General features: G+C 39.9%; 26 protein-coding genes. 17 read left to right on the top strand and 9 right to left on the bottom strand.

What is annotated here, in order from left to right; translation table 11 throughout:
* The first annotated feature begins 334 nt into the window (after window positions 1–334).
* Genes aroK through HMPREF3279_RS05095 form a run of 3 tightly spaced genes read left to right on the top strand, consistent with a single transcriptional unit; the run spans window position 335 to window position 2,844 of the window.
* The gene (gene aroK, locus HMPREF3279_RS05105; RefSeq protein WP_005699620.1) at window positions 335–877 is read left to right on the top strand and encodes a shikimate kinase AroK; all 543 of its coding nucleotides are present in this window, start codon (window positions 335–337) and stop codon (window positions 875–877) included.
* Window positions 878–886: 9 nt separating this feature from the next.
* Window positions 887–1,975, top strand: coding sequence for a 3-dehydroquinate synthase (gene aroB, locus HMPREF3279_RS05100; RefSeq protein ID WP_070868267.1), 1,089 nt, complete (start codon window positions 887–889; stop codon window positions 1,973–1,975).
* A gap of 14 nt (window positions 1,976–1,989) precedes the next feature.
* Window positions 1,990–2,844: a Dam family site-specific DNA-(adenine-N6)-methyltransferase gene (locus tag HMPREF3279_RS05095; RefSeq protein ID WP_070868266.1), complete on the top strand. Its 855-nt coding sequence runs from the start codon at window positions 1,990–1,992 to the stop codon at window positions 2,842–2,844.
* 1 nt (window position 2,845) lies between these two features.
* On the opposite strand, the gene HMPREF3279_RS05090 is transcribed toward HMPREF3279_RS05095, so the two are convergent.
* Entirely contained in the window at window positions 2,846–3,166 is a 321-nt protein-coding gene (locus HMPREF3279_RS05090) for a DciA family protein (protein WP_070868265.1), read from the bottom strand.
* 72 nt (window positions 3,167–3,238) lie between these two features.
* Between HMPREF3279_RS05090 and secM the strand changes: the two genes are divergently transcribed.
* The 4 genes from secM (at window position 3,239) to HMPREF3279_RS05070 (ending at window position 8,504) form a co-directional block, all read left to right on the top strand.
* Window positions 3,239–3,556 carry a secA translation cis-regulator SecM gene (gene secM / locus HMPREF3279_RS05085; RefSeq protein ID WP_005698080.1) on the top strand — a complete coding sequence of 106 codons (318 nt, stop codon included), beginning with the start codon at window positions 3,239–3,241 and terminating at the stop codon, window positions 3,554–3,556.
* Window positions 3,557–3,629: 73 nt separating this feature from the next.
* Window positions 3,630–6,326: a preprotein translocase subunit SecA gene (gene secA, locus HMPREF3279_RS05080; RefSeq protein WP_070868264.1), complete on the top strand. Its 2,697-nt coding sequence runs from the start codon at window positions 3,630–3,632 to the stop codon at window positions 6,324–6,326.
* Between the two features lie 86 nt (window positions 6,327–6,412).
* Window positions 6,413–6,817, top strand: coding sequence for an 8-oxo-dGTP diphosphatase MutT (gene mutT, locus HMPREF3279_RS05075; protein ID WP_005699596.1), 405 nt, complete (start codon window positions 6,413–6,415; stop codon window positions 6,815–6,817).
* Between the two features lie 22 nt (window positions 6,818–6,839).
* A complete protein-coding gene (locus tag HMPREF3279_RS05070; RefSeq protein WP_070868263.1) occupies window positions 6,840–8,504 on the top strand; it encodes a sulfatase-like hydrolase/transferase in 1,665 nt (554 codons plus the stop codon).
* Between the two features lie 30 nt (window positions 8,505–8,534).
* Here HMPREF3279_RS05070 and holA read toward each other — a convergent pair whose 3' ends face one another.
* From holA to HMPREF3279_RS05035, 7 genes are all read right to left on the bottom strand, one after another.
* Complete coding sequence (holA, locus tag HMPREF3279_RS05065) at window positions 8,535–9,572, bottom strand: DNA polymerase III subunit delta (protein ID WP_070714877.1); 1,038 nt, start codon at window positions 9,570–9,572, stop codon at window positions 8,535–8,537.
* The gene (lptE, locus tag HMPREF3279_RS05060; protein WP_054420312.1) at window positions 9,572–10,075 is read right to left on the bottom strand and encodes an LPS-assembly lipoprotein LptE; all 504 of its coding nucleotides are present in this window, start codon (window positions 10,073–10,075) and stop codon (window positions 9,572–9,574) included. Before lptE ends, holA begins: the two co-directional genes overlap by 1 nt.
* A gap of 87 nt (window positions 10,076–10,162) precedes the next feature.
* Complete coding sequence (gene leuS / locus HMPREF3279_RS05055) at window positions 10,163–12,751, bottom strand: leucine--tRNA ligase (protein WP_070868262.1); 2,589 nt, start codon at window positions 12,749–12,751, stop codon at window positions 10,163–10,165.
* 118 nt (window positions 12,752–12,869) lie between these two features.
* The gene (yggU, locus tag HMPREF3279_RS05050; RefSeq protein WP_070868261.1) at window positions 12,870–13,157 is read right to left on the bottom strand and encodes a DUF167 family protein YggU; all 288 of its coding nucleotides are present in this window, start codon (window positions 13,155–13,157) and stop codon (window positions 12,870–12,872) included.
* Between the two features lie 78 nt (window positions 13,158–13,235).
* Window positions 13,236–13,781 (bottom strand): YggT family protein, encoded by a 546-nt coding sequence (locus tag HMPREF3279_RS05045; protein ID WP_070868260.1) that lies wholly within the window; start codon window positions 13,779–13,781, stop codon window positions 13,236–13,238.
* Window positions 13,781–14,728: a magnesium/cobalt transporter CorA gene (gene corA, locus HMPREF3279_RS05040; RefSeq protein ID WP_070868259.1), complete on the bottom strand. Its 948-nt coding sequence runs from the start codon at window positions 14,726–14,728 to the stop codon at window positions 13,781–13,783. The genes HMPREF3279_RS05045 and corA overlap by 1 nt, the downstream gene beginning before the upstream one ends.
* 312 nt (window positions 14,729–15,040) lie before the next feature.
* Complete coding sequence (locus tag HMPREF3279_RS05035) at window positions 15,041–15,640, bottom strand: YajG family lipoprotein (protein WP_070868258.1); 600 nt, start codon at window positions 15,638–15,640, stop codon at window positions 15,041–15,043.
* 84 nt (window positions 15,641–15,724) lie between these two features.
* On the opposite strand from HMPREF3279_RS05035, the gene HMPREF3279_RS05030 reads away from it, so the two are divergent.
* The 10 genes from HMPREF3279_RS05030 to mnmA all read left to right on the top strand — a co-directional run bounded on the left by HMPREF3279_RS05030 (window position 15,725) and on the right by mnmA (window position 24,995).
* On the top strand, window positions 15,725–16,036 hold the full coding sequence (locus HMPREF3279_RS05030) for a BolA family protein (RefSeq protein ID WP_070868257.1): 312 nt from the start codon (window positions 15,725–15,727) through the stop codon (window positions 16,034–16,036).
* Window positions 16,037–16,435: 399 nt separating this feature from the next.
* Entirely contained in the window at window positions 16,436–17,779 is a 1,344-nt protein-coding gene (locus HMPREF3279_RS05025; RefSeq protein WP_070868256.1) for a Na(+)-translocating NADH-quinone reductase subunit A, read from the top strand.
* A 2-nt stretch (window positions 17,780–17,781) separates the two neighbouring features.
* Complete coding sequence (locus HMPREF3279_RS05020; protein ID WP_014064157.1) at window positions 17,782–19,017, top strand: NADH:ubiquinone reductase (Na(+)-transporting) subunit B; 1,236 nt, start codon at window positions 17,782–17,784, stop codon at window positions 19,015–19,017.
* A complete protein-coding gene (locus HMPREF3279_RS05015) occupies window positions 19,010–19,801 on the top strand; it encodes a Na(+)-translocating NADH-quinone reductase subunit C (protein WP_005695373.1) in 792 nt (263 codons plus the stop codon). Before HMPREF3279_RS05020 ends, HMPREF3279_RS05015 begins: the two co-directional genes overlap by 8 nt.
* On the top strand, window positions 19,801–20,430 hold the full coding sequence (locus tag HMPREF3279_RS05010) for an NADH:ubiquinone reductase (Na(+)-transporting) subunit D (RefSeq protein WP_005695375.1): 630 nt from the start codon (window positions 19,801–19,803) through the stop codon (window positions 20,428–20,430). Before HMPREF3279_RS05015 ends, HMPREF3279_RS05010 begins: the two co-directional genes overlap by 1 nt.
* A gap of 3 nt (window positions 20,431–20,433) precedes the next feature.
* Window positions 20,434–21,030: an NADH:ubiquinone reductase (Na(+)-transporting) subunit E gene (gene nqrE, locus HMPREF3279_RS05005; RefSeq protein ID WP_049362633.1), complete on the top strand. Its 597-nt coding sequence runs from the start codon at window positions 20,434–20,436 to the stop codon at window positions 21,028–21,030.
* A 10-nt stretch (window positions 21,031–21,040) separates the two neighbouring features.
* On the top strand, window positions 21,041–22,276 hold the full coding sequence (gene nqrF / locus HMPREF3279_RS05000; protein ID WP_070868255.1) for an NADH:ubiquinone reductase (Na(+)-transporting) subunit F: 1,236 nt from the start codon (window positions 21,041–21,043) through the stop codon (window positions 22,274–22,276).
* A 144-nt stretch (window positions 22,277–22,420) separates the two neighbouring features.
* Complete coding sequence (locus HMPREF3279_RS04995; protein WP_049369781.1) at window positions 22,421–23,461, top strand: FAD:protein FMN transferase; 1,041 nt, start codon at window positions 22,421–22,423, stop codon at window positions 23,459–23,461.
* Between the two features lie 2 nt (window positions 23,462–23,463).
* Window positions 23,464–23,724 (top strand): (Na+)-NQR maturation NqrM, encoded by a 261-nt coding sequence (nqrM, locus tag HMPREF3279_RS04990; RefSeq protein ID WP_005629187.1) that lies wholly within the window; start codon window positions 23,464–23,466, stop codon window positions 23,722–23,724.
* Window positions 23,725–23,840: 116 nt separating this feature from the next.
* On the top strand, window positions 23,841–24,995 hold the full coding sequence (mnmA, locus tag HMPREF3279_RS04985) for a tRNA 2-thiouridine(34) synthase MnmA (protein ID WP_143422662.1): 1,155 nt from the start codon (window positions 23,841–23,843) through the stop codon (window positions 24,993–24,995).
* Window positions 24,996–25,041: 46 nt separating this feature from the next.
* Here mnmA and rplS read toward each other — a convergent pair.
* On the bottom strand, window positions 25,042–25,265 hold a 224-nt coding region (gene rplS / locus HMPREF3279_RS04980; protein WP_070868254.1), incomplete at its 5' end, for a 50S ribosomal protein L19.

Raw genomic sequence — 25,265 nt, 5'->3', positions numbered from 1 at the left:
ATTATATATTATTTAATGTTTGATTTATAGCCTATTCAAACTCTCGGTCTAATCGATATTTTAGCTAAAAAATGAGGCATTAAATTCATTTTGTCAGTGTGGTCTTTCTATCACTTTAGAAAATGGGATTTAGTCTGAACATAAAAATCCCCCAAAACTGACCGCACTTTTGCGTTTCTTAAAATAAATTCCTGCTAAAGGTTGAAACATAGGGGGATTTATTGCGATAATCCTCATTATTTTTTGGGTGATCTTTCGGGCTGCCATTTTTTCAGGTGGCCAGTTTTTATTAGGAAAGATTAATTTGAACATTATTTAAGTTAGAAGAATAACAATGGCTGAAAAACGTAATATTTTTTTAGTAGGACCGATGGGCGCAGGTAAAAGCACCATTGGCCGTCAGCTTGCGCAACAACTGAATATGGACTTTGTCGATTCAGATGCAGTAATTGAGGAACGTGCGGGCGCAGACATTAGCTGGATTTTTGATTTAGAAGGCGAAGAAGGTTTTCGTAAGCGTGAAGAGCGCATTATCAATGAATTAACCCAATTACAAGGCGTTGTACTTTCCACTGGTGGTGGTGCAGTGATGTCAAAAGAAAATCGTAATTATCTTTCTGCTCGTGGAATTGTGATTTATTTAGAAACCTCAGTAGATAAACAATATCAACGTACGCAACGTGATAAAAAACGTCCTTTATTACAAGGAACAGATAACCCACGCCAAGTATTGGAAGATTTAGCCAAAGTACGCAATCCGTTATACGAAGAAATTGCAGATATTACTTTGCCAACAGATGAGCAAAATGCCAAAGTAATGGTTAATCAAATTGTTGATTTAATTGACAATCTAAACGGCTTAAACGGTTCACTCTAAGGATTTAAAATGTTGTGCGTAAATGTTGAATTAAAAGAACGTCGTTATCCTATTTATATTGGAGAAGGGTTACTTAGAGATGAAACCTGTTATCCGCTGAAAAAAGGGGATAAGGTGATGATCGTGACTAATCCAACCGTCGCACAATATTATCTTGAGCCCGTTACAGAAACGTTAGAAAAAATAGGTTGTCAGGTTGAATCAGTATTATTGCCTGATGGTGAAAAATATAAAACGCTCGATTCTTTAAACCTCATTTTTACCGCACTTTTAAAGCATAATCATGGGCGAGATACCACGATTGTTGCATTAGGTGGTGGCGTGATTGGTGATGTAGCAGGTTTTGCTGCAGCAAGTTATCAGCGTGGTGTGCGTTTTATTCAAATGCCTACCACATTATTAGCCCAAGTGGATTCTTCTGTTGGTGGCAAAACCGCCGTTAATCATGAGTTAGGCAAAAATATGATTGGGGCGTTTTATCAACCTTCTACGGTGATCATTGACACCCTTACACTCAATACTTTGCCAAAACGTGAAGTGAATGCGGGACTTGCGGAAGTTATTAAATATGGGGCGATTTTAGATTATGCCTTTTTTGAATGGCTTGAAGTGCATATTGATGAATTAGTCGCATTAAATCAACATTCACTGCAGCATTGTATTGCGCGTTGCTGCCAGATTAAAGCTGATGTTGTTGCACGCGATGAAACTGAAAAAGGCGATCGTGCATTACTAAATCTCGGTCATACTTTTGGTCATGCGATCGAAACACATTTAGGCTATGGAAACTGGTTACATGGTGAAGCTGTTGCAGCTGGAACTATGATGGCAGCGGTGTTATCTGAACAATTAGGCAATCTTTCTTTTGGAGATGTTGCACGTTTAGAAAAACTTTTAGCGCGTGCTAATTTGCCGACCGTCTCGCCTGATAGCATGCAACCAGATGATTATTTACCGCATATGATGCGAGATAAAAAAGTACTGGCAGGCAAGTTGCGTCTTGTGTTGCTAAAAGCGCTTGGACAAGCCTACGTGGCGACTGATACTGACAAATCTCTTGTGCTAAACGCGATTGAGCGTTGCACACAACATGATTAACTGTCATTGCTCTCATGTTGCGTCCAAAAAATAACAAAACGAAACCTAGAATTAAACACCGCCCGTTTTTAAAATGGGCGGGCGGTAAATTTCGTTTAACGGACGATCTCAACCGAGTCTTTCCTAAAAGAAAACAGTGTTTGATCGAACCTTTTGTGGGGGCGGGTGCTGTTTTTCTTAATTCTCATTTTGAGCGTTATATTTTGGCAGATATTAATCCTGATTTGATTAACTTGTTTAATATCGTCAAGGAAAATGTAGATGCCTATATTGAGGCTTGTAAGCCAATTTTCTTTGCGGAGAATGCCAATACAGCCGACTATTATTACGCCCAGCGTGATGCCTTTAATCAATCAAGCGATCCTTTCGAGCGCTCGGTGTTGTTTCTTTATTTGAACCGTTTTGGTTTTAATGGATTGTGCCGTTATAACAGTAAAAATGAATTCAATGTGCCATTTGGCGCTTATAAAACCCATTATTTCCCTGAAGATGAATTGCGCTATTTCGCCCATAAAGCACAAAGTGCGGTCTTTTTATGCGCTGATTTTCAACAGACCTTTGAATTAGCGGATAAACACAGCGTGATCTATTGTGATCCGCCTTATGCACCGCTTCCGCAAGATACTAATTTTACTGGATATGCAGGGAATGCTTTTGGCCTTGAACATCAAAAGAATTTAGCAGAATGCGCCAAAAAAGCGCAAAAAGAAAAGCAAATTTCTGTTGTGATTTCTAACCACGATACGAAATTTACGCGTGAGATTTATAAAGGGGCAAAATTTAAACGCGTTAAAGTACAGCGCTCGATCAGTCAATCCTCAGAAAAACGAGTTAAAGTAAAAGAATTAATCGCTATCTTTAAAGGTTAGTTTAGTAGGTTAGTTCGGGATTGATTTTAATCTCAAAGCCTTTTACTTCGGGATAAGTCGGTTGAATTGCGGCGAGTAATTCGCTTTGGCGAAATAAAATCCCTTGGCGAACGACTGCACTTTTAACTTCTATAAAGAGTTTCCCATTCGTAATGGAGCCTAAACGAAAAAGTCCTTTAAATTCTTGAGGGAAAAGGCGGCTGATGTTTTGGTTCAGTTCATTCAACATTAACCCTTTCTGCATGATTTTGGCAAATTGTGATCCTTCTAGCACATCAATAATATTCATGGCTTTTTGATAACGCTCATGCTTGTTTTCCACAAAAATACCCCAATAATGACTTTACGTTGAATTTCCGATACAATACACACAAATTTTGTCAGAGACAATAAGATGATGAAATCAAACAAAGGTAAAACAAATTTCTGGTCGCAGTTGCTGTTAAGCATGATTGCGATTTTTGCTTTACCTGTTGCTCAGGGATTGGAGGCGCCGCCTTCATCAAATATGAGTGGCGAAAATTACCAAACATCATCTGAACAACATATGTTGATTGCAGTGCGTGAAATTCGTCAGGCATTGCAGGTTCAACCTCAGCCAACAAATCACAAAACCCATTCCAATCAAAAACACGAAAAAATTCAACCGCACTTTATCGCGGCAGAGTTTCCTGTTTTTGCCCCTATTCGTGCGGGTCCAGCCATCATTTAATTTTCTTTTATCTTTGAACGAACCGATTTTTTAATCGGATGATCCTTTTTATTTTTTATTTGAAAGAGAAATTATGAGTTTTTTAACAAAAATTTTTGGCAGCCGTAACGAACGTATTTTACGCAGATTAAGAAAACAAGTTGCGAAAATCAACAAAATGGAGCCGGCTTTTGAAGCATTAAGTGATGATGAATTAAGAGCAAAAACTGACGAGTTCCGTAGCCGTTTAGCTAACGGTGAAACCTTACAACAAATTTTACCAGAAGCGTTTGCAACCGTGCGTGAAGCGAGTAAACGTGTACTCGGTATGCGTCATTTCGATGTGCAATTAATCGGTGGTATGGTGCTAACAAACCGTTGTATCGCAGAGATGCGTACGGGTGAAGGTAAAACTTTAACTGCAACCTTGCCTTGTTATTTGATGGCGTTGGAAGGTAAAGGTGTACACGTTGTGACAGTAAATGATTACTTAGCACGTCGTGACGCAGAAACTAACCGTCCATTATTTGAATTTTTGGGGATGACTGTGGGGGTGAATATCCCTGGTTTACCGCCTGAAGCAAAACGTGAAGCTTATGCGGCAGATATTACATACGCGACAAACAGTGAACTAGGTTTCGATTATCTTCGTGATAACTTAGCGCATTCTAAAGAAGAACGTTTCCAACGTCATTTAGGCTATGCCTTAGTGGATGAGGTGGACTCTATCTTAATCGATGAAGCGCGTACGCCATTGATTATTTCTGGTCAAGCGGAAGACAGTTCAGAGCTTTATATTGCGGTAAATAAATTAATTCCGAATTTAATTAAGCAAGAAAAAGAAGATACGGAAGAATATACCGGTGAAGGCGATTACACCTTAGATCTTAAAACCAAACAAGCGTATTTGACTGAACGTGGTCAAGAAAAAGTTGAAAATTGGTTAATCGAACAAGGTTTAATGCCTGAAGGTGATTCCCTTTATTCACCTGCGCGTATTGTATTGTTACACCACGTCATGGCGGCATTACGTGCGAACACCTTATTTGAGCGCGATGTAGATTATATCGTGAAAGATGGCGAGATCGTGATCGTCGATGAGCATACTGGTCGTACTATGGCGGGGCGTCGTTGGTCTGATGGTTTACACCAAGCGATCGAAGCGAAAGAAGGCGTAGAAATTAAGAGTGAAAACCAAACTGTTGCGTCGATTTCTTACCAAAACTACTTCCGTCTTTATGATAAATTAGCGGGTATGACTGGTACAGCAGATACCGAAGCCTTTGAATTCCAACAAATTTATGGTTTGGAAACTGTCGTTATCCCAACCAATCGTCCAATGATTCGTGATGATCGTACGGACGTTATGTTTGAGAATGAAGAATACAAATTCAATGCAATTATTGAAGATATCAAAGACTGTGTCGCTCGCAATCAACCAGTTCTTGTCGGTACCGTATCAGTTGAAAAATCTGAAATGCTTTCTCAAGCGTTAGATAAAGCGGGTATCAAACACAACGTATTGAATGCAAAATTCCACGCACAAGAAGCGGAAATTGTTGCGGAAGCAGGGGCGCCAGGTGCAGTAACCATTGCAACTAACATGGCGGGTCGTGGTACCGATATTATCCTCGGTGGTAACTGGAAAGCAAAAGCTGCAAAATTAGAGAACCCAACACCTGAGCAAATTGAGGCGCTTAAAGCTGAGTGGGAGAAAAATCACGAGATCGTGATGCAAGCAGGTGGTTTACATATTATCGGGACAGAACGTCACGAATCACGTCGTATTGATAACCAGTTGCGTGGTCGTTCAGGTCGTCAAGGTGACCCAGGTTCTTCACGTTTCTACCTTTCTTTAGAAGATGGCTTAATGCGTATTTATCTGAATGAAGGTAAATTAAATATGATGCGTAAAGCCTTCACTCAACCAGGTGAAGCGATGGAATCTAAGCTTCTTGCTAAAGTGATTGCATCGGCGCAAGCGAAAGTCGAAGCGTTCCATTTTGATGGTCGTAAAAACTTGCTTGAATATGATGATGTGGCTAATGACCAACGTCATGCGATTTATGAGCAACGTAATTACTTGCTCGATAACGATGACATTTCAGAGACTATCAAAGCAATCCGCAGCGATGTATTTAACGATGTGATTGACCAATATATTCCACCACAATCGTTGGAAGAACAATGGGATATTAAAGGCTTAGAAGAGCGTTTAGCGCAAGAGTTTGGTCTTGAGTTACCAATTGAACATTGGTTGGAAGAAAATAACAATCTTCATGAAGAAAACTTGCGTGAGCGCATTATTCAAGAAGCGGAAGATGAATACAAAGCGAAAGAAGCGCTTGCAGGTGAAGAAACCATGCGTCATTTCGAAAAAGGCGTGATGTTACAAACCCTTGATGAACTTTGGAAAGAGCACTTGGCGGCAATGGATTATTTACGTCAAGGTATCCATTTACGTGGTTATGCGCAAAAAGATCCAAAACAAGAGTATAAAAAAGAATCTTTCCGTATGTTTACTGAAATGTTGGATTCTTTAAAACATCATGTGATTACGACACTTACTCGAGTGAAGGTCCGTACACAGGAAGAGATTGAAGAAGCGGAACGTGCACGCCAGGAAATGGCTGAACGTGAAGCATCAACACATCAACCTGTAGATGAAAATACAGAGCAAGCTCAAAGCGAGGACTATTCTGATCGCCATATTGGACGTAATGAACCTTGTCCTTGTGGGTCAGGTAAAAAATACAAGCATTGTCACGGCAGTAAAGCCCGATATGCTTAGTTAAGGTAAAGAGCGGTTAAATTTTTGCGTGTTTAAAACACCGCTAAAAATGACCGCTCTTTCTACTTTTGAGATAAGGAAAGACAATGAGTAAGCCTATCATTCAAGTTGCGGCAGGGATTATTCGTAATGAATTTGGGCAGCTATATTTGACCCAGCGTTTAGAAGGGCAAGATTTTGCGCAAGCATTAGAATTTCCAGGTGGCAAAGTTGATGCAGGTGAAACACCTGAAGAAGCGTTAAAAAGAGAATTGGAAGAAGAGATTGGCATTCACATTTTAAATGCTGAGCTGTACGAACGTTTTCAATTTGAATATCCAACCAAAATTTTAGATTTTAGTTTTTATCTGGTCACTGAATGGATTGGCGAGCCGTTTGGTCGAGAAGGCCAGGAAGGTTTTTGGCTTGAACAAAGTGAGCTTGATGCAGGGCAATTCCCACCAGCCAATTTAAAGCTGATTCAGCGTTTAGTAGCTGAAAGTGTCAAATAACATTTAATCAAATTTATTTATTATGATTCCAAGTATTTTTCTGAGTTTATTTTTTATTGCGACGGTGATTTTTATCGTCAATTCGCACTATCGTTGGACATATTTTTTTGCGATTGCATTATTCGTCTTATTGTTTAGTTCAATGTTTGCGATAACAGGTCAATGGCAACGCGGATTGAATTTTGCGTCCGTACTTTTTGTGGTATTGATGTTATTCCATCGCATGAAAATTCATTACTACAAACAACCTTTACTCATTTCAGATTTTTGGCTTGTGACAGACTGGCGAAATTGGGAAACCCTCTTACATTATAAAGGGGCCATTTTCGGTGTGTTGGGGCTATTAGGTCTGCTGGGTTATGCTATCTTTGGCTGGTCAGATGTTGAAACAGCATCTATTGGATTTCGTGTATTTGCAGTAATACTCGCAGCAACAAGCTTTGGTTTAATGTGGCATTATTCTAAAGATCCGGATGCGACAAAAGTCTGGCTAGATTCATTGCCGGATGATGGTCGAGATGTTTTCTTAAACCTGCCAATGTCTTGTCGTGGCGTATTCTTTAAAGTGCCAGAATTTGAAGGCGATAGCCAAAAATTTAAAGAAAAACTGACCGCACTTTTAAGTGAAAAGGCAGAGAGCAAAACTGAAAGTGCAGAAAAGCCCGATATTGTGGTGTGTCTACAAGAATCAACCTTGAATCCGCATCAATTTGATTTTGATGCAGAAACCATCCCGCCATTTTCGATGTTTAATAAGCAAGAAGATACCGCATTTGTAAGTCCATTGCGCGTACATACGGTGGGCGGTGCAACGTGGAAATCTGAATTTGCTTTTCTTGCAGGGGTGCCTTCAACCGATTTTGGTGCTTTGGCAAGTGGGGTGTTTTATTCGGTTGTGCCACACTTACAGACGGGTTTTATTAAAAATCTTCGTGAGCAAGGCTATTTTTGTGTGGCGTTATCGCCTTTTACGAAAGGTAACTACAATGCAAAACCTGCTTATGACCACTTTGGTTTTGATTTGATGTTGCAACCACAAGATTTAGGCTATCCAGCATCAATCAGCAAAAATCTCTGGCACATTACCAGTGAAGAGATGATGTATTACACTAAGCTGATTCTGCAGAAACAGCATCCATCATTGGAAAATGTGAAACAGCCTATGTTTGTCTATGTGCTCACGATGAAAGAGCACGGCCCTTACAACACAAATATGCCAAACCATTTTAATTTGGCGAGTAAACGTTTAGGGGGAAAAGCGATTTCCTGCCTAAATGATTATATTGATCGCATTACTAGCCTTAATGAGGCAATCGAAGGCTTGAATGATTATTTGAAAGCACGTGAAACACCTTATGTATTCGGTTATTTTGGTGATCACCAAGTCGCTTTTGATAATCAGCTTCCACCGAAGAAAGGTAATTTTGTAAATCCAGATTATGTGACTCAATTTGTCGTTAGAACTAATCGTAAGACTGACTTTGTTCAACAGCAAGATTTCTTAGATTTAGCCTTTGTTGGTGGTGTATTACTTGATGTGGCAGGTTTATCACCGAAAGATGACTTTATGCGAGCGAATATCGCGATGCGTCAGCTAAGCCAAGGTAAGCTCGAAGATGCAGAGGATGTGGATTTAGTGAATAGCTATCGAAATTATCTGTATCAAGATTTAAAAATTGCGCAATAATAAAAAATCTCGGTTAACGCCGAGATTTTTTTATAAGCAAAATTTAACCGATAAGTCTGCCAATTTTACCCACACGTCTTGACCATATTCTTGTTTGGTTATGCGCTCAATATCTGCTAATTCTTGCAATATTTCAAAGAGCTTTTGATAGGTGAGTCGTTGTATTGCCGCTGTATAAAGAGGACGACGACTTTGCCAAATTTTAAGGCGATCAAAATCCGCTTTGAGTGTCTGTGTAGGCAAACTCGTGTTAAGAGAGGGATTACGCAGCTGTGGTTTGGTTAATTCTAACAACGTGAGCAGTTCACGCTGTAAAGTACGCAACAAAATAACGGGCTGCACATCTTCAGCCTGTAAACCACGCAAAATCCGCTTTGAGCGGTTTGCTTTGCCTGATAACAATGCATCAACCCATTGGAAAGGGGTAAAGACAGAAGATTGTTCTACCACTGATTTAACGCGGTTATACGTAAGTTTGTGATCAGGATAAAGCAAATCTAAAAGCTGTAATGCTTGTTTCAATGCCAGTAGATTATTTTCATAGCTGTAACAAAGTAGTTGAATGGCTTCCTCATCAGCTGATAATCCCATATTTTTTGTACGATGCTTCACCCAACGAGAAAGCTGTTCTGAATTCGGTGTTTGGCAGTTCACTATAACTGATTGCGGATCAAGTTGATTCGCCTGAATAAACCACTCTTGTTTTTCGGCTGCTTTAGACAATTTAGGCAAGGTGAGAACAAGCAAGCTATCTTCATTTAATCCACTGATAAATTGCAGAAGGTTTCTCTGCAAAAGTGCGGTCAAATTTTCGGGTAAATTGAGAATGAAAATTTGCTTATTAAAGAAGAGTCCCATAGACTGGCTGGCCTCGATTAATGCAGGCCAGTCAGTATTAGTATCTATAGTGATTTGATTTTTTTCATCAAAACCTTGAAGAAGGGCGGCTTGATGAATGAGGTCTTCACTTTCACTGAGCAACAGGGGATCTGTCCCAACCAAAAAATAGACTTTCGCTAAATGGCTGTTCAGGTTAGAGGCCAGTTGCTCAGGAAAAATGCGGTTCATTATTTTCCTTGAACTTGATGTTGCAAGGCAGCCATTTTATTAATTAATTGGCGAGCCGCTTGTTCGCGCATATCATTCCAAATCACATCGCGCTCAGCTGATTTTGCTAATGCAGCACGTGAGTTATCAAAGAAAGTGCGGTTGATTTTTGCGGAGATTGGATAGGTTTCCCCATTTGCTAAACGCACGCTAGCCTCAACATCAAGGGTCAGTACTTTTTCTGCTTCACGGCCTTGTTTAAAGACAGATGCCACTTTATCGCTTGAAGTCTGTTTATTTAAACGCAACACTGGCACACCTTGTTTTGCAGGAACAAGGTTCACGTTGTTGCTAAGCAGTTGCTTACGCATTGCCATTGACATTTCACTGTATGGGTCGCTACTTTCAAGGGCCATTGTTTTTAATTCTGCAGGAACAGCCGCACCATTATCGAAGTGCCAACCACAAGCAGTTAAAAAGGCTGTTGCCCCAACAAAGCAGAGCGTTTTGATTGATTTCATCATAAAAATTACCTGTAAAATTCACCGCACTTTATTTTGTTTAAGAGCCGTTTATGCAACGCTTAGAATAAAATGCGGTTATTTTATGGATTATTGTGGTTTAACCACCACATTTAACAATTTACCAGGTACATAAATCACTTTCACGATTTGTGTATTGTCAGTAAATTTCTTCACATTTTCATCTGCAAATGCAACCGTTTTCACGGTTTCTTCATCCGCATCAGCTGCAACGGTGACTTTACCACGAACTTTACCGTTGACTTGAACCACGATAAGTTTTTCATCTTCTACCATCGCCGCTTCATCAGCTTTCACCCATTCTGCATGGTCGATGTTGCTTTCGTTGCCTAAAGCTTTCCATAACTCAAAGCAGATATGTGGTGTGATTGGGTAAAGCATACGCACGACTGCGCTTAATGCTTCTGCCATAACCGCACGATCTTGCTCGCTTTCTAATGGCGCACGGGTTAATTTATTCATTAACTCCATTACTGCTGCGATAGCAGTATTGAACGTTTGACGGCGACCAATATCATCGCTCACTTTGGCGATCGTTTTATGCACATCACGGCGAAGCGCTTTTTGGTCTGCAGAAAGTGCGGTCACATCTAAAGCAGTTTTTGCAGGATTTTGACTGTATTCATACACCAAATTCCATACACGACCTAAGAAACGTTTCGCACCTTCAACACCAGATTCTTGCCATTCAAGTGTCATTTCTGCAGGAGATGCGAACATCATGAAGAGACGCACAGTATCTGCACCGTATTTTTCCACCATCTCTTGTGGGTCGATACCGTTGTTTTTGGATTTCGACATTTTGGTCATACCGGTATGCACCAATTCACGACCTTCCGGATCGGTTGCTTTGATGATACGACCTTTTTCATCACGCTCAAGGGTCACTTGCGTTGGGCTTACCCAAATACGCTCGTTGGTCGGACTGGTGTAATAGAACGCATCGGCTAATACCATACCTTGGCATAATAATTTTTGTGCCGGCTCATCGCTCGTTACGAAACCTGCATCACGCAATAATTTGTGGAAGAAACGGAAGTAGAGCAAGTGCATTGTCGCGTGCTCGATACCGCCGATATATTGATCCACCGGTAACCAGTAGTTAGCTTCCTCTTTATCCAACATGCCTTCAGCATAGCTTGGTGAGGTGTAGCGCGCATAGTACCAAGACGATTCCATAAAGGTATCAAAGGTATCGGTTTCTTTTAACGCAGGCTCACCATTGAAGGTGGTTTTTGCCCAGTTCGGATCCGCCTTAATTGGACTTTTCACGCCATCCATGACCACATCTTCCGGCAGAATAATCGGTAAATCTTCGATTGGTGCCGGTACGGTTTCACCATTTGGTAAGGTGAGCATTGGAATTGGTGCACCCCAATAACGTTGACGAGAAACGCTCCAGTCACGTAAACGATAATTCACTTGGCGTTTACCTACGCCTAATTTTTCTAATTTGTCCGCAATACCGTTGAATGCAGCATCAAAATCCAAACCATCAAACTCAGCAGAGTTCACTAATTTACCGTGTTCAACAAAAGCTTGTTTGGTTAAATCAATTTCTTCATCTGCAAGCGGTGCGATTACCTGTTTAATTGGCAAACTGTATTTTTGAGCAAATTCAAAGTCGCGTTGATCATGTGCTGGAACCGCCATTACCGCACCAGTGCCGTAGTGCATTAACACGAAGTTAGCGACCCAAATTGGTAATTTTTCACTGGTTAATGGATGAATCGCGAATAAGCCAGTTGCCATCCCTTTTTTCTCCATAGTGGCAAGGTCTGCTTCGGCCACTTTGGCATTTTTCGCTTCACGGATGAATTCAGCCAATTGAGGATTTTTTTCTGCTGCTAATTCTGCTAATGGGTGCGCTGCCGCGATACCTAAATAGCTCACACCATAGAAAGTATCTGGGCGGGTGGTATAAACCGCAACTTTTTCTGCGGTATCCGCCACATCAAACGTAATTTCCACCCCTTCAGAACGGCCAATCCAGTTACGTTGCATGGTTTTTACCATATCTGGCCATTGTGGTAGTTGATCTAATCCACCTAATAATTGTTCTGCATAGTCGGTGATTTTAATAAACCATTGTGGGATTTCTTTTTGTTCGACCGGAGTATCACAACGCCAGCAGCAACCTTCGTGCACTTGTTCGTTCGCCAATACGGTTTCATCGTTCGGACACCAGTTCACAGTTGAGGTTTTTTTGTAAACTAAGCCTTTTTTATAAAGCTCAGTAAAGAACCATTGTTCCCATTTGTAGTATTCCGGACGGCAAGTCGCAATTTCGCGATCCCAGTCATAACCAAAGCCCAACATTTTGAGCTGGTTTTTCATGTATTCAATGTTTTCGTAAGTCCATTTTGCGGGCGCAGTTTTATTTTTAATCGCAGCACCTTCAGCTGGCAAACCGAAAGCATCCCAACCAATCGGTTGTAATACGTTTTTGCCGTTCATACGTTGGTAACGTGAAACTACATCACCGATGGTGTAGTTACGCACATGGCCCATGTGTAAACGACCTGATGGGTAAGGGAACATTGAAAGACAGTAATATTTTTCTTTAGACGTATCTTTGATTGCTTTGAAGACTTTATTTTCAGCCCAATATTGTTGAACGGCAGGTTCAATCAAATCAGGGCGGTAATGTTGTTGCATAGAAAATCACCTTAAATTTTGACCGCACTTTGCGGCATATTTTGCTTTATAAAATGTGGTATAGGATAGCGTAAAACGGGGAAAATTGGTAGAAAGTGCGGTGATTTTTTTACTGATTTTATAAGAGATTTTGAATTTCAGATGGAATTAATTTAGGCGAAGGAATCCAAACTTGTTTATGTCGGTTTAATTCACCTTTTTCAAGTATGATTGTACTTTTAGGTACTTTGAATGCTTTACTCAAAAATTTCATCAAGTGAGCATTTGCTTGACCATCAACAGGTGGTGCGGTGATCGTGATTTTGAGTTCATCATCATATAATCCCACAATTTGATCTTTACTGGCTTTGGGTTGCAAAATGATTTTAAGGCGTAGTCCTTCAGATGTTTGTTCGATTGCTGACATAACTAAATTTACTTACCATATTTACAATAAGGGCTGGAAAATCCAGCCCGAAAAAATAATGTTATTTTTAACCGCACTTTACGCAGCAATTGCCCATAAAAGGTTAAAGTAATCGTAAAAGAGATTATTCAAAAATAACAGGATAATAGCGATAACCATCGGTGAAAAATCAATCACGCCCACAGTTGGTAAAATGCGTTTAATGGGTTTCAATAATGGTTCGGTAAGTTGATATAACGCATAGAATGCAGGATTATTGCCACGATTAAACCAACTTAAAATTGCACCGGCAATTAACACATAGAAAATGGCCACACCGATATTTTTAATTAGTCCTAATATGCCCAATAGCAAGAAGAAACTGAGATTTAATCCGCCAAAGAGAATCGATTTTAGTCCGCAAAGCAAGAAGACTAAAAACAGTGCCGCAGTTTCCACTTTTTTCACCACAGGAAAAACTTTACGTAATGGCGCAATAACCGGTTGGGTAAATTTCAGCGTAAATTGAGAAATAGGATTGTAATAATCCACGTTAGCTAAGGGAAGCCATACGCGTAAAATTAACACTAAACAATACAGATCGATAATCGATCCTAAAAATAATGCAGTTTGGGAAATTTCCATTATAACCAACCTTTCCGTTTGAAATAGATATAAGGCGTAAGCGCCGCACCAATCATTAATCCAATAGCCATTGGGTAACCATATTTAAAATGGAGTTCCGGCATAAGTTCAAAGTTCATCCCGTAAGTAGATGCGACAAGTGTTGCCGGTAGGAACATAACCGATACGACCGAGAAGAATTTCATGATTTTATTCTGCTCTATATTAATGTAACCCATTGCCGCCTGCATTAAAAAGTTTACTTTTTGGAACAAAGACTCATTATGCGGTTGCAAGGATTCAATATCTCGTAAGATTTCTCGTGCTTGTTCTAACTGGTTTGGCGGCAAGCGCGTTTTACGTACCAAGAAACCCAATGCACGTTGTGTATCCATCAAACACAAACGCACTTTAGAACTGGTATCTTCTTGTTCTGTTAGGGTATTTAAGGCTTCATCGAAAGCTTCATCTTGCGTACCGTTTAAAATTACGCGACTTAATTTTTCCAAATCCGCATAAACGTTTTCGATAACATCGGCTAATTGCTCAATTTTGGTTTCAAATAAGTCGAGTAAGACTTCATATGCATTACATTCGAATAAGCGCTGGCTACGAGAACGCATACGATATAAACGGAATGCCGGCAATTCACGATCACGTAGGGTAAATAGGCGGCCATCACGAATAGTAAACGCTACGCTTGCGAGGTCAGCGTAGTTTTCTTCGTCTTCACAATAGAAGAATGAGTGCAAGTGCAAGCCATCTTCGTCTTCAAAGAAACGTGCAGATGCTTCGATATCTTCCAATTCGAGGAATGAGGCGAGACTTTGTCCTAAGCCTTCTTGCAACATTTCACGTTCTTCCCCTGTCGGCTCCAGCAAATCTAACCAAATGGCAGAGCTGAGATCGGCTGGTTCGTCATCAATACGAACCAAGCGGGAATCGTTAATGGCAAAAGCGTTAATCATTGGTCATACTCCTTTTGGGATTATGAAGATCCAACTGTGAACAAAAAAAGCTCAAACGAAATTGGCACTAGAGAAAAGTGCGGTCAAATTTTTGAATGTTTTAAAATGGGTTTCGTTCGATAAAAGATGCCGAAGAAAGGTAAATTGATTACCAGCGAACTCTCGCTGATAAGAGGCGAGAGTCTAAAGCGATATTCGGTATCGACTATGACTGTCCAAAGTGTGTGTCCTTCTCGTTAAAAAATTGGGCGAATGTTACGCTTGAAAGGCACTTTCGTCAAGTATTATTGAAAAGGACACGGCACTTTTTAATTAATTGGTATATTGATTAATTGCGTTAGTAACTTCTTGATCTTGATAAATATTATTAACAATATCTTTGAAGGTTTCGCCTAACACTTTTTGGATTTCATCATTGCCCGCATTAAATGCGCCAGACTGTGAACGGGTTGCATTAAAGGTTTTGTTGTATTGTCCGCGTGGACCTTGTACATAAACAACCGCTTGAATTTTGCTGTTTAAGGTATAACGTAAATTACCTTGCTCAACTTTAGCGTTGAATTCTTTTACATCAACAGTTACGCCAGCATTTGCATTATTCGCTTGTCCAATACGGAAACCTTTGCTAACTAAATTTTGTTGCATCACTTGTTGAAAAAGTTGAGTAACGCTTGGTGAGGCGTTTAATTTAATCAGCTCTCCTGATTTAGTATAAGTTGCAATTTCTTGTTGTGGACGAGAATCGCGAGTATTGACTGTTACCACTGCTGATTGGTTAATATTCATTGATGCAGTTGGTGATTGAGGCGCAAAAGTTAAGGTATTAGATTGCGCTTGGCAACCCGCTAAAAATAATGTCGCAGCGGCCAACGTCATTGTTGATAATGCTTTGATTTTGTTTGTTACTTTCATAATTTCCTCATTGAATTAGGTTAATTTGTGTTATTCTTACAAACTTAACGCTGAATGTATAGCAAAAAGTTAGGGAGTTTATTTATGTCAAAACAGCAAGAATTATTAGAGAGAATTCAAGCCGAATTTCAACCGCACTTTGCCACCGTGGAAAATGAAAGCCATATGCACAGTTCCGGTCGAGGGGCTGATTCTCATTTTAAATTAGTGATTGTCAGCGATACTTTTGAAGGCATGCGCAAGGTGCAACGCCACCAAAAACTTTACCAACTTTTGGCCGATGATTTAAAAAATGGCATTCACGCATTAGCTCTTCATCTTTATACAAAAAGCGAATGGGAGAGCCTAGGTGAAGCATTTCCAAAATCACCAAATTGTCTTGGTGTTGGACAGTAAGTATTCTCTTACGTTCCCTGTATTCCATTTCAATAATAAGAGAGAAGGCAAGAGGTTTTCTCTCTTTTTATTTTAACGTGAATTTATTTTTAACTCCTGATGAGTATTACTCTAAAAACTTCACAAATATTTCACAAAAAGTATCGGGTTAAAGTAGAAAAAAAGCCCATTTTCCGCTAGAATGAAACGCTTTTAATTTTCGAATTTCAATTTCTGGATGAGTTAGTCATTCTTAACGAGTCGAGAAATTAAACAGATTTGAGTTTTTAAATTTATGTGTCAGTTAATAACGCTTTGATCTTAAAAGCGTTTTCTGGCTCGCTCAATCGCGAGATTGCTTTTAGAGCATATGCTTTGATTGCAATCGTGTTTTTAACCTAGAAAAGTAGTGCAAACAGTATGATTACAATCAAAAAAGGCTTGGATCTTCCTATTGCAGGAAAACCAGCACAAGTAATCCATAGCGGTAACGCTGTGAATCAGGTTGCGATTCTTGGTGAAGAGTATGTGGGTATGCGTCCTTCTATGAAGGTACGTGAAGGCGATGTCGTGAAAAAAGGCCAAGTGCTTTTTGAAGACAAGAAAAACCCTGGAGTGGTTTTCACAGCCCCTGCGAGTGGTACTATCACTGTAATTAATCGTGGCGAAAAACGTGTATTACAATCTGTGGTCATTGATGTGCAAGGTAACGATCAAGTTGCTTTCGCTAAATATAACGCAGGTGAGCTCAATACGCTTTCTTCTGAACAAGTTAAACAAAACCTCGTTGAATCCGGTTTGTGGACAGCGTTCCGCACCCGTCCGTTCAGCAAAGTGCCTGCCTTAGATGCAGAACCTTCTTCTCTGTTTGTAAATGCGATGGATACTAATCCTTTGGCAGCAAATCCAGAGGTGGTGTTAAAAGAGCATTGGCAAGATTTTATTGACGGTTTAACAGTATTAAGTCGTCTATTCCCAAATAAACCATTAAATCTATGTAAAGCTGGCGATAGCAATATCCCAACCGTGGATTTAGCTAACCTAAAAGTACATGATTTTGGTGGTGTTCATCCTGCTGGCTTAGTGGGTACACATATCCACTTTATCGATCCGGTTGGTGTTCATAAAACCGTATGGCACATCAATTACCAAGATGTGATTGCTGTAGGTAAATTATTCACTACAGGCGAACTTTATGTTGAACGTGTTGTATCTCTTGCGGGTCCGCAAGTGAAAGAGCCTCGTTTAGTTCGTACAGTAATCGGTGCTAACCTTTCTCAATTAACGGCAGGTGAATTAAAAGACGGTAATAACCGTGTGATTTCTGGTTCAGTACTTTGTGGTCAAACAGCAAAAGATGCTCACGACTATTTGGGTCGTTATGCATTACAAGTTTCTGTGATTGCAGAAGGTAATGAGAAAGAGTTCTTAGGTTGGATCACACCACAATCGAACAAATATTCGATTACCCGTACCGTATTAGGTCACTTTGGTAAGAAATTATTCAACTTCACTACCGCAGAGAATGGTGGTGAGCGTGCAATGGTACCAATCGGTAGCTATGAGCGCGTAATGCCGTTGGATATTTTACCGACATTATTATTACGTGATTTAATCGTGGGCGATACCGATGGCGCACAAGCGTTAGGTTGTCTTGAATTAGATGAAGAAGACTTAGCATTATGTTCTTTCGTTTGCCCGGGCAAATATGAATACGGTTCAATCTTGCGTCAAGTATTAGATAAGATTGAGAAGGAAGGTTAAAAATGGGTTTAAAAAATCTTTTTGAAAAAATGGAACCCGCGTTTTTACCAGGTGGTAAATACAGCAAGCTTTATCCGGTCTTTGAATCGATTTATACCTTGCTTTATACACCAGGTACGGTAACGCACAAAAACACACACGTTCGTGATGCGTTAGACTCAAAACGTATGATGATTACGGTTTTCCTTGCGTTGTTCCCAGCGATTTTCTACGGGATGTACAATGTGGGTAACCAAGCGATCCCTGCCTTAAATCAATTAGGCAATTTAGATCAATTAATTGCTAACGATTGGCACTATGCGCTTGCAAGTTCATTAGGTTTAGATTTAACCAATAATGCAACTTGGGGCTCAAAAATGGCGTTAGGGGCGATCTTCTTCTTACCAATTTACTTAGTGGTATTTACCGTTTGTACAATTTGGGAATTATTATTCTCAGTGGTGCGTGGTCATGAAGTAAATGAAGGGATGTTCGTTTCAACCATTTTATTTGCGTTAATCGTTCCACCAACATTACCACTATGGCAAGCTGCACTAGGTATCACCTTTGGTATCGTGGTAGCGAAAGAAATCTTCGGTGGTGTAGGTCGTAACTTTATGAACCCAGCGCTTGCTGGTCGTGCGTTCTTATTCTTTGCTTATCCGGCTCAAATTTCCGGTGACTTAGTATGGACTGCTGCAGATGGTTTCTCTGGTGCAACCGCACTTTCACAATGGTCTCAAGGTGGTCAAGCAGCATTACAACACACTGTAACCGGTCAACCTATTACTTGGATGGATGCATTCATTGGTAATATTCCAGGTTCAATGGGTGAGGTTTCAACGCTTGCGTTGTTAATCGGTGGTGCAGTGATTGTATTCACTCGAATTGCTTCTTGGCGCATTATGGCTGGTGTCATGATCGGTATGATTGGTACAGCAACCTTATTCAACTTAATCGGTTCTGATTCTAACCAAATGTTCTCAATGCCTTGGCATTGGCACTTTGTATTAGGTGGTTTTGCACTTGGTATGATCTTTATGGCAACCGACCCAGTATCAGCTTCATTTACCAACACGGGTAAATGGTGGTACGGTGCGTTAATTGGCGTGATGGCGGTATTAATTCGTACAGTGAACCCAGCTTATCCAGAAGGGATGATGTTAGCGATTTTATTTGCAAACTTATTTGCACCAATTTTCGACTACATCGTGGTTCAAGCAAATATCAAACGTCGGAGAGCAAGAACAAATGGCTAAATTTAATAAAGATAGCGTTAGCGGTACAGTTACCGTTGTTGTGTTGCTAAGTTTAGTGTGTTCTATCGTGGTTTCTGGTGCTGCAGTAGCATTAAAATCCAAACAAGATGAACAAAAAGCACTCGACGTTCAACGTAACATTTTAACTGTTGCTGGCTTAATGAAAGAAGATAATGCATCAGTAATTAAAGACACTTACAGCAAATTTATTGAACCACGTTTAGTTGATTTGCAAAGTGGTGATTACGTTCAAGCTTCAGCAGAAGAAATTAATAAATTTGAACCTAAAGATGCCGTTAAAGATCCCGCTAAAAGCCAAGCTATCCCAGCTGAGGCTGATAAAGCAGGAATTAAGGTTCGTGCAAACCAAGCGCGTGTTTATCTTGTAAAAGATGAACAAGGCAATGTAACCCAAGTGGTATTACCAATGTATGGCCGTGGTTTATGGTCAACCATGTATGGTTTTGTTTCTGTTGCACCAGATGCGAATACCATCAAAGGTATTACTTACTATGATCAAGGTGAAACAGCTGGTCTTGGGGGCGAAATTGCGAACCCACGTTGGCAAGCACAGTTCGTTGATAAAAAATTATTCGATGAACAAGGTAACCAAAAATTCAAAATCTATAAAGGTAGCTCTGCTGCAGATAAAGAGCACGGTGTAGATGGTTTATCAGGTGCAACTTTAACCAGTAATGGTGTTCAAGGTTCATTTGATTATTGGTTCAGCCAAAATGGCTTTGGTCCATTCTTAGCGAAATTTAAAGCAGGAGAAATCAAATAATGGCTGATGCAAAAGTAAACTTAAAAGGTCTTTTATTCGATCCTATTGTTAAAAATAACCCGATTGCCTTGCAAATTTTGGGTATCTGTTCTGCATTAGCGGTAACGACCCAATTACAAACCGCGATCGTTATGGCGATTGCGGTAAGTTTGGTAACCGGTTTCTCCAGTTTGTTCATTTCATTGATTCGCAACTATATTCCAAATAGTATCCGTATCATTGTGCAACTGGCGATTATCGCATCTTTAGTAATCTTAGTTGACCAAGTACTAAAAGCTTATGCTTATGGTTTATCTAAACAACTTTCTGTATTCGTTGGTCTTATCATTACAAACTGTATCGTAATGGGACGCGCAGAAGCGTTTGCGATGAAATCACCTCCGCTAGAAAGCTTTGTTGATGGTATCGGTAACGGTTTAGGTTATGGTGCGATCTTATTAATTGTTGCAACATTACGTGAACTAATTGGTTCTGGTCGTTTATTTGGTTTCCCTGTATTCCAAACAATTCAAGACGGTGGTTGGTATCAACCAAACGGTTTATTCCTTCTTGCACCAAGTGCGTTCTTTATTATCGGCTTCGTTATTTGGGGCTTAAGAACGTGGAAACCTGAGCAACAGGAGAAATAATCAATGGAACATTATATTAGCCTATTCGTGAAGGCGATCTTCATTGAAAACATGGCGCTCTCTTTCTTCTTAGGGATGTGTACTTTCCTTGCGGTTTCTAAGAAAGTTTCTACGGCATTTGGCCTTGGTGTTGCGGTAACAGTAGTACTTGGTATTGCGGTACCAGCGAACCAATTTGTGTATGAACATGTATTAAAAGATGGCGCTTTGGTAGAAGGTGTGAGCCTTGAGTTCTTAAACTTCATTACCTTTATCGGGATTATTGCGGGTCTTGTTCAATTACTTGAAATGACTTTAGATAAATTCTTCCCAGCACTTTATAACGCATTAGGTATCTTCCTTCCACTTATCGCCGTAAACTGTGCGATCTTTGGTGGTGTATCTTTTGCGGTACAACGTGAATACACTTTTGCAGAATCTGCAGTTTATGGTGTAGGTGCGGGGCTTGGTTGGATGTTAGCAATCGTTGCGCTTGCAGGCTTAACCGAAAAAATGAAATATGCCGATGTACCGGCAGGCTTAAAAGGATTAGGGATTACCTTTATCACTGCAGGCTTGATGGCGCTTGGCTTTATGTCATTCTCTGGTATTCAGTTATAAGGAGGCATAAATGAGCGAATCTTCAATTTTATTATTAGGTGTTGCGGCATTTACGGTTATCCTTTTAGTGCTCGTTGCGATTATTTTATTCGCTAAATCAAAATTAGTGGATTCTGGTGATATTACCATTTCTATTAATGATGATCCTGAAAAAGCGATCACTTTACCAGCTGGTGGCAAATTACTTGGCGCGTTAGCAAGTAAAGGTATTTTCGTTTCTTCTGCTTGTGGTGGCGGTGGCTCTTGTGGTCAATGTATTGTGAAAGTGAAAAGTGGCGGTGGTGAAATTCTCCCAACTGAACTTTCTCATATTAATAAACGTGAAGCAAAAGAAGGCTATCGTTTAGCTTGCCAAGTGAATGTAAAAGGCAATATGGACGTTGAACTTCCAGAAGAAATCTTCGGTGTGAAAAAATGGGAATGTACCGTTATTTCTAACGATAACAAAGCAACCTTCATCAAAGAGCTTAAATTAGCGATTCCTGAAGGCGAAGAAGTACCTTTCCGTGCGGGTGGTTATATCCAAATCGAAGCTGATCCACATACGGTTTACTATAAAGATTTTGATATTCCAGAAGAATACCACGAAGATTGGGACAAATACGATTTATGGCGTTATGTGTCTAAAGTGGACGAGCATATTATCCGTGCTTACTCAATGGCTTCATATCCAGAAGAGAAAGGCATCATTATGCTTAACGTGCGTATTGCAACGCCACCACCACGTCAACCTGATGTGCCTCCAGGTCAAATGTCTTCTTACATTTGGTCATTAAAACCAGGTGATAAAGTGACAATTTCTGGTCCGTTCGGTGAATTCTTTGCGAAAGAAACCGACAACGAAATGGTCTTCATCGGTGGTGGTGCGGGTATGGCGCCAATGCGTTCTCATATCTTTGACCAATTAAAACGTTTACACTCTAAACGTAAAATGTCATTCTGGTATGGTGCACGTTCTAAACGTGAAATGTTCTATGTGGAAGATTTTGATCAGCTTCAAGCAGAAAATCCGAACTTTACATGGCATGTGGCATTATCTGATCCGTTACCAGAAGATAACTGGACAGGTTACACCGGCTTTATTCACAACGTACTTTATGAAAACTACTTGAAAAATCATGAAGCACCAGAAGATTGTGAATACTATATGTGTGGACCTCCGGTGATGAACGCTGCGGTAATCAAAATGTTGAAAGACCTCGGTGTTGAAGATGAAAACATTTTATTAGATGACTTTGGTGGATGATTTTAGTTAATCAATTCATCATAAAAACTGACCGCACTTTGTGATGAAGTGCGGTCAAAATTTAAGGTATTTTTAGAAAATTTTCTATGATTACAGGTAAGTTTTGTTGAGTTTGCCGGTAATTCACAGATGTAGGAAATCCAGATGAAAAAATTAATAAGCGGTATCATGGCGGTGGCAATGGCATTAAGTCTTGCTGCCTGTCAAAAAGAAACAAAAGTTATCTCATTAAGTGGTAAAACAATGGGAACAACTTATCATGTTAAATACCTTGATGAAGGCTCAATGAAAGCAACATCTGAAAAGACGCATGAAGAAATTGAAGCTATCTTAAAAGATGTGAACGCGAAAATGTCCACTTACAAAAAAGATTCGGAACTGAGCCGTTTCAATCAAAATACCCAAGTGAACACACCGATTGAGATTTCAGCAGATTTTGCCAAAGTATTAGCCGAAGCGATTCGTTTAAATAAAGTGACTGAAGGTGCATTGGATGTAACTGTTGGTCCTGTCGTGAATTTATGGGGATTTGGTCCTGAAAAACGTCCGGAAAAACAACCTACACCAGAACAATTAGCTGAACGCCAAGCATGGGTTGGTATTGATAAAATTGCCCTCGATATGAGTGGTACAAAACCGACATTAAGCAAAGCACTTCCTCAAGTTTATATCGATTTGTCCTCGATTGCTAAAGGCTTTGGCGTTGATCAGGTGGCTGAAAAGTTAGAACAATTAAATGCTCAGAATTACATGGTTGAAATCGGCGGTGAAATTCGTGCGAAAGGAAAAAATATTGAAGGCAAACCTTGGCAGATCGCAATTGAAAAACCAACTACAACAGGTGAAAGAGCGGTTGAAGCTGTCATTGGATTAGACAATATGGGAATGGCAAGTTCTGGCGATTATCGTATTTACTTTGAAGAAAATGGTAAACGCTTTGCTCATGAAATTGATCCGAAAACAGGTTACCCAATTCAGCATCATTTAGCCTCAATTACGGTCCTTGCTCCAACCTCAATGACTGCAGATGGTTTATCAACAGGGTTATTTGTGCTGGGTGAAGACAAGGCGTTAGAAGTGGCAGAAAAAAATAATCTTGCCGTTTACTTAATTATTAAAACAGATAATGGTTTTGTCACAAAATCATCCTCTGCGTTCAAAAAATTAACAGAAACAAAAGAATAGTTATGCAAACTTTATTTTTTACTTTAATCGCTTTTGTCGCGATTATATTGTTGATGTCTATCGGATTTATTATCAAAAAACAAAGTTTAAAAGGCAGCTGCGGTGGTTTATCTACCCTTGGTATTGCCAAAGCTTGCGATTGTGATAAACCTTGCGACACGCTTCAATCAAAATTAGATGCGGGCGATGAACAAGCAAAAGCCGAATATGAGCAAAAATTTGCGAAAAAAGATGATGATTCGCAATTTTATGAAGTGAAATAACTTGCTCAAAAATGACCGCACTTTATGTGCAAAATAAACCTAACGGCAAAATTATTTTGCCGTTTTCTCATTCAATGACCAATGTGCTTCGCCTTAACCGAAGTTACGGGAGAACTATGTTAATTTCAAATACTTATAATCAACACTTTCCTCAACTTACACAAGAACAGCTTGCGAGAAATGCTACCAAAAAAGTGATTTGTGGTATGTCTGGCGGCGTGGATTCTTCTGTGTCAGCTTTTATTCTTCAACAGCAAGGCTATCAGGTGGAAGGCCTGTTTATGAAAAACTGGGAAGAAGATGATGATACGGATTACTGTACTGCCGCAGCTGATCTTGCAGACGCTCAGGCTGTATGTGATAAGTTGGAGATTAAACTACATAAAATTAATTTTGCTGCAGAATATTGGGATAATGTTTTTGAGCATTTTCTAACTGAATATAAAGCAGGGCGCACGCCTAACCCAGATATTCTGTGTAATAAAGAAATTAAATTTAAAGCATTTTTAGAATATGCAGCAGAAGATCTTGGTGCCCATTACATTGCAACAGGGCATTATGTACGTAGAGCCGGTGATGATGAAAATGCAAAATTATTACGTGGTCTAGATGCCAATAAAGATCAAAGTTATTTTCTTTATACCTTAAGCCATAAACAAGTAGGGCAAAGTTTATTCCCCATTGGTGAAATTGAGAAGCCGATTGTTCGCGCTATTGCTGAAGATCTTGGCTTAATTACGGCAAAGAAAAAAGACTCTACCGGTATTTGTTTTATTGGTGAGCGTAAATTTAAGGATTTCTTAGCGCGTTACTTACCGGCTCAACCTGGTGATATTCGTACTGTTGATGGTGAAATTATTGGTCGCCATGATGGTTTGATGTATCACACGTTGGGACAGCGTAAAGGATTAGGCATTGGTGGTTTAAAAAATGCGGGTGATGAGGCTTGGTACGTGGTAGATAAGGATGCAGAAAATAACGAACTTATTGTCGCTCAGGGGCATGACCATCCTCGTTTATTTTCAAAAGGTTTGATTGCTAGCCAATTACATTGGGTTGATCGCGAACCAATTCGAGAGTTATTACGTTGTACGGTGAAAACACGTTATCGCCAACAAGATATTCCTTGTGTGATTGAACCGATTGATGATGAAACTATTAGAGTGATTTTCGATGAACCTCAATCAGCCGTCACACCAGGACAATCTGCCGTATTTTACCTTGGTGAAATTTGTTTGGGCGGTGGGATTATCGAAGAACGGATTAAATAACCTAACAAAAAAGGCTTGGAAAACCAAGCCTTTTTTATTTTGCGAATTATTCGCCCAAACGCTCTTTAATACGAGCTGATTTACCTGAACGTTCACGTAAGTAGTAAAGTTTAGCTTTACGTACTGCACCTTTACGTTTAACAGCGATAGAATCTACAGCTGGAGAGTGAGTTTGGAATACACGCTCAACACCTACGCCGTTAGAAATTTTACGTAAAGTGAATGCTGAGTGCAAACCACGGTTACGAATTGCAATAACCACGCCTTCGA

It is taken from the genome of Haemophilus sp. HMSC71H05, from assembly GCF_001838635.1.
GTDB classification, from domain to species: domain Bacteria; phylum Pseudomonadota; class Gammaproteobacteria; order Enterobacterales; family Pasteurellaceae; genus Haemophilus_D; species Haemophilus_D parainfluenzae_R.
Note: the sequence above shows the minus strand (reverse complement) of the source record. Positions and strands in the feature narration are given on the sequence as shown.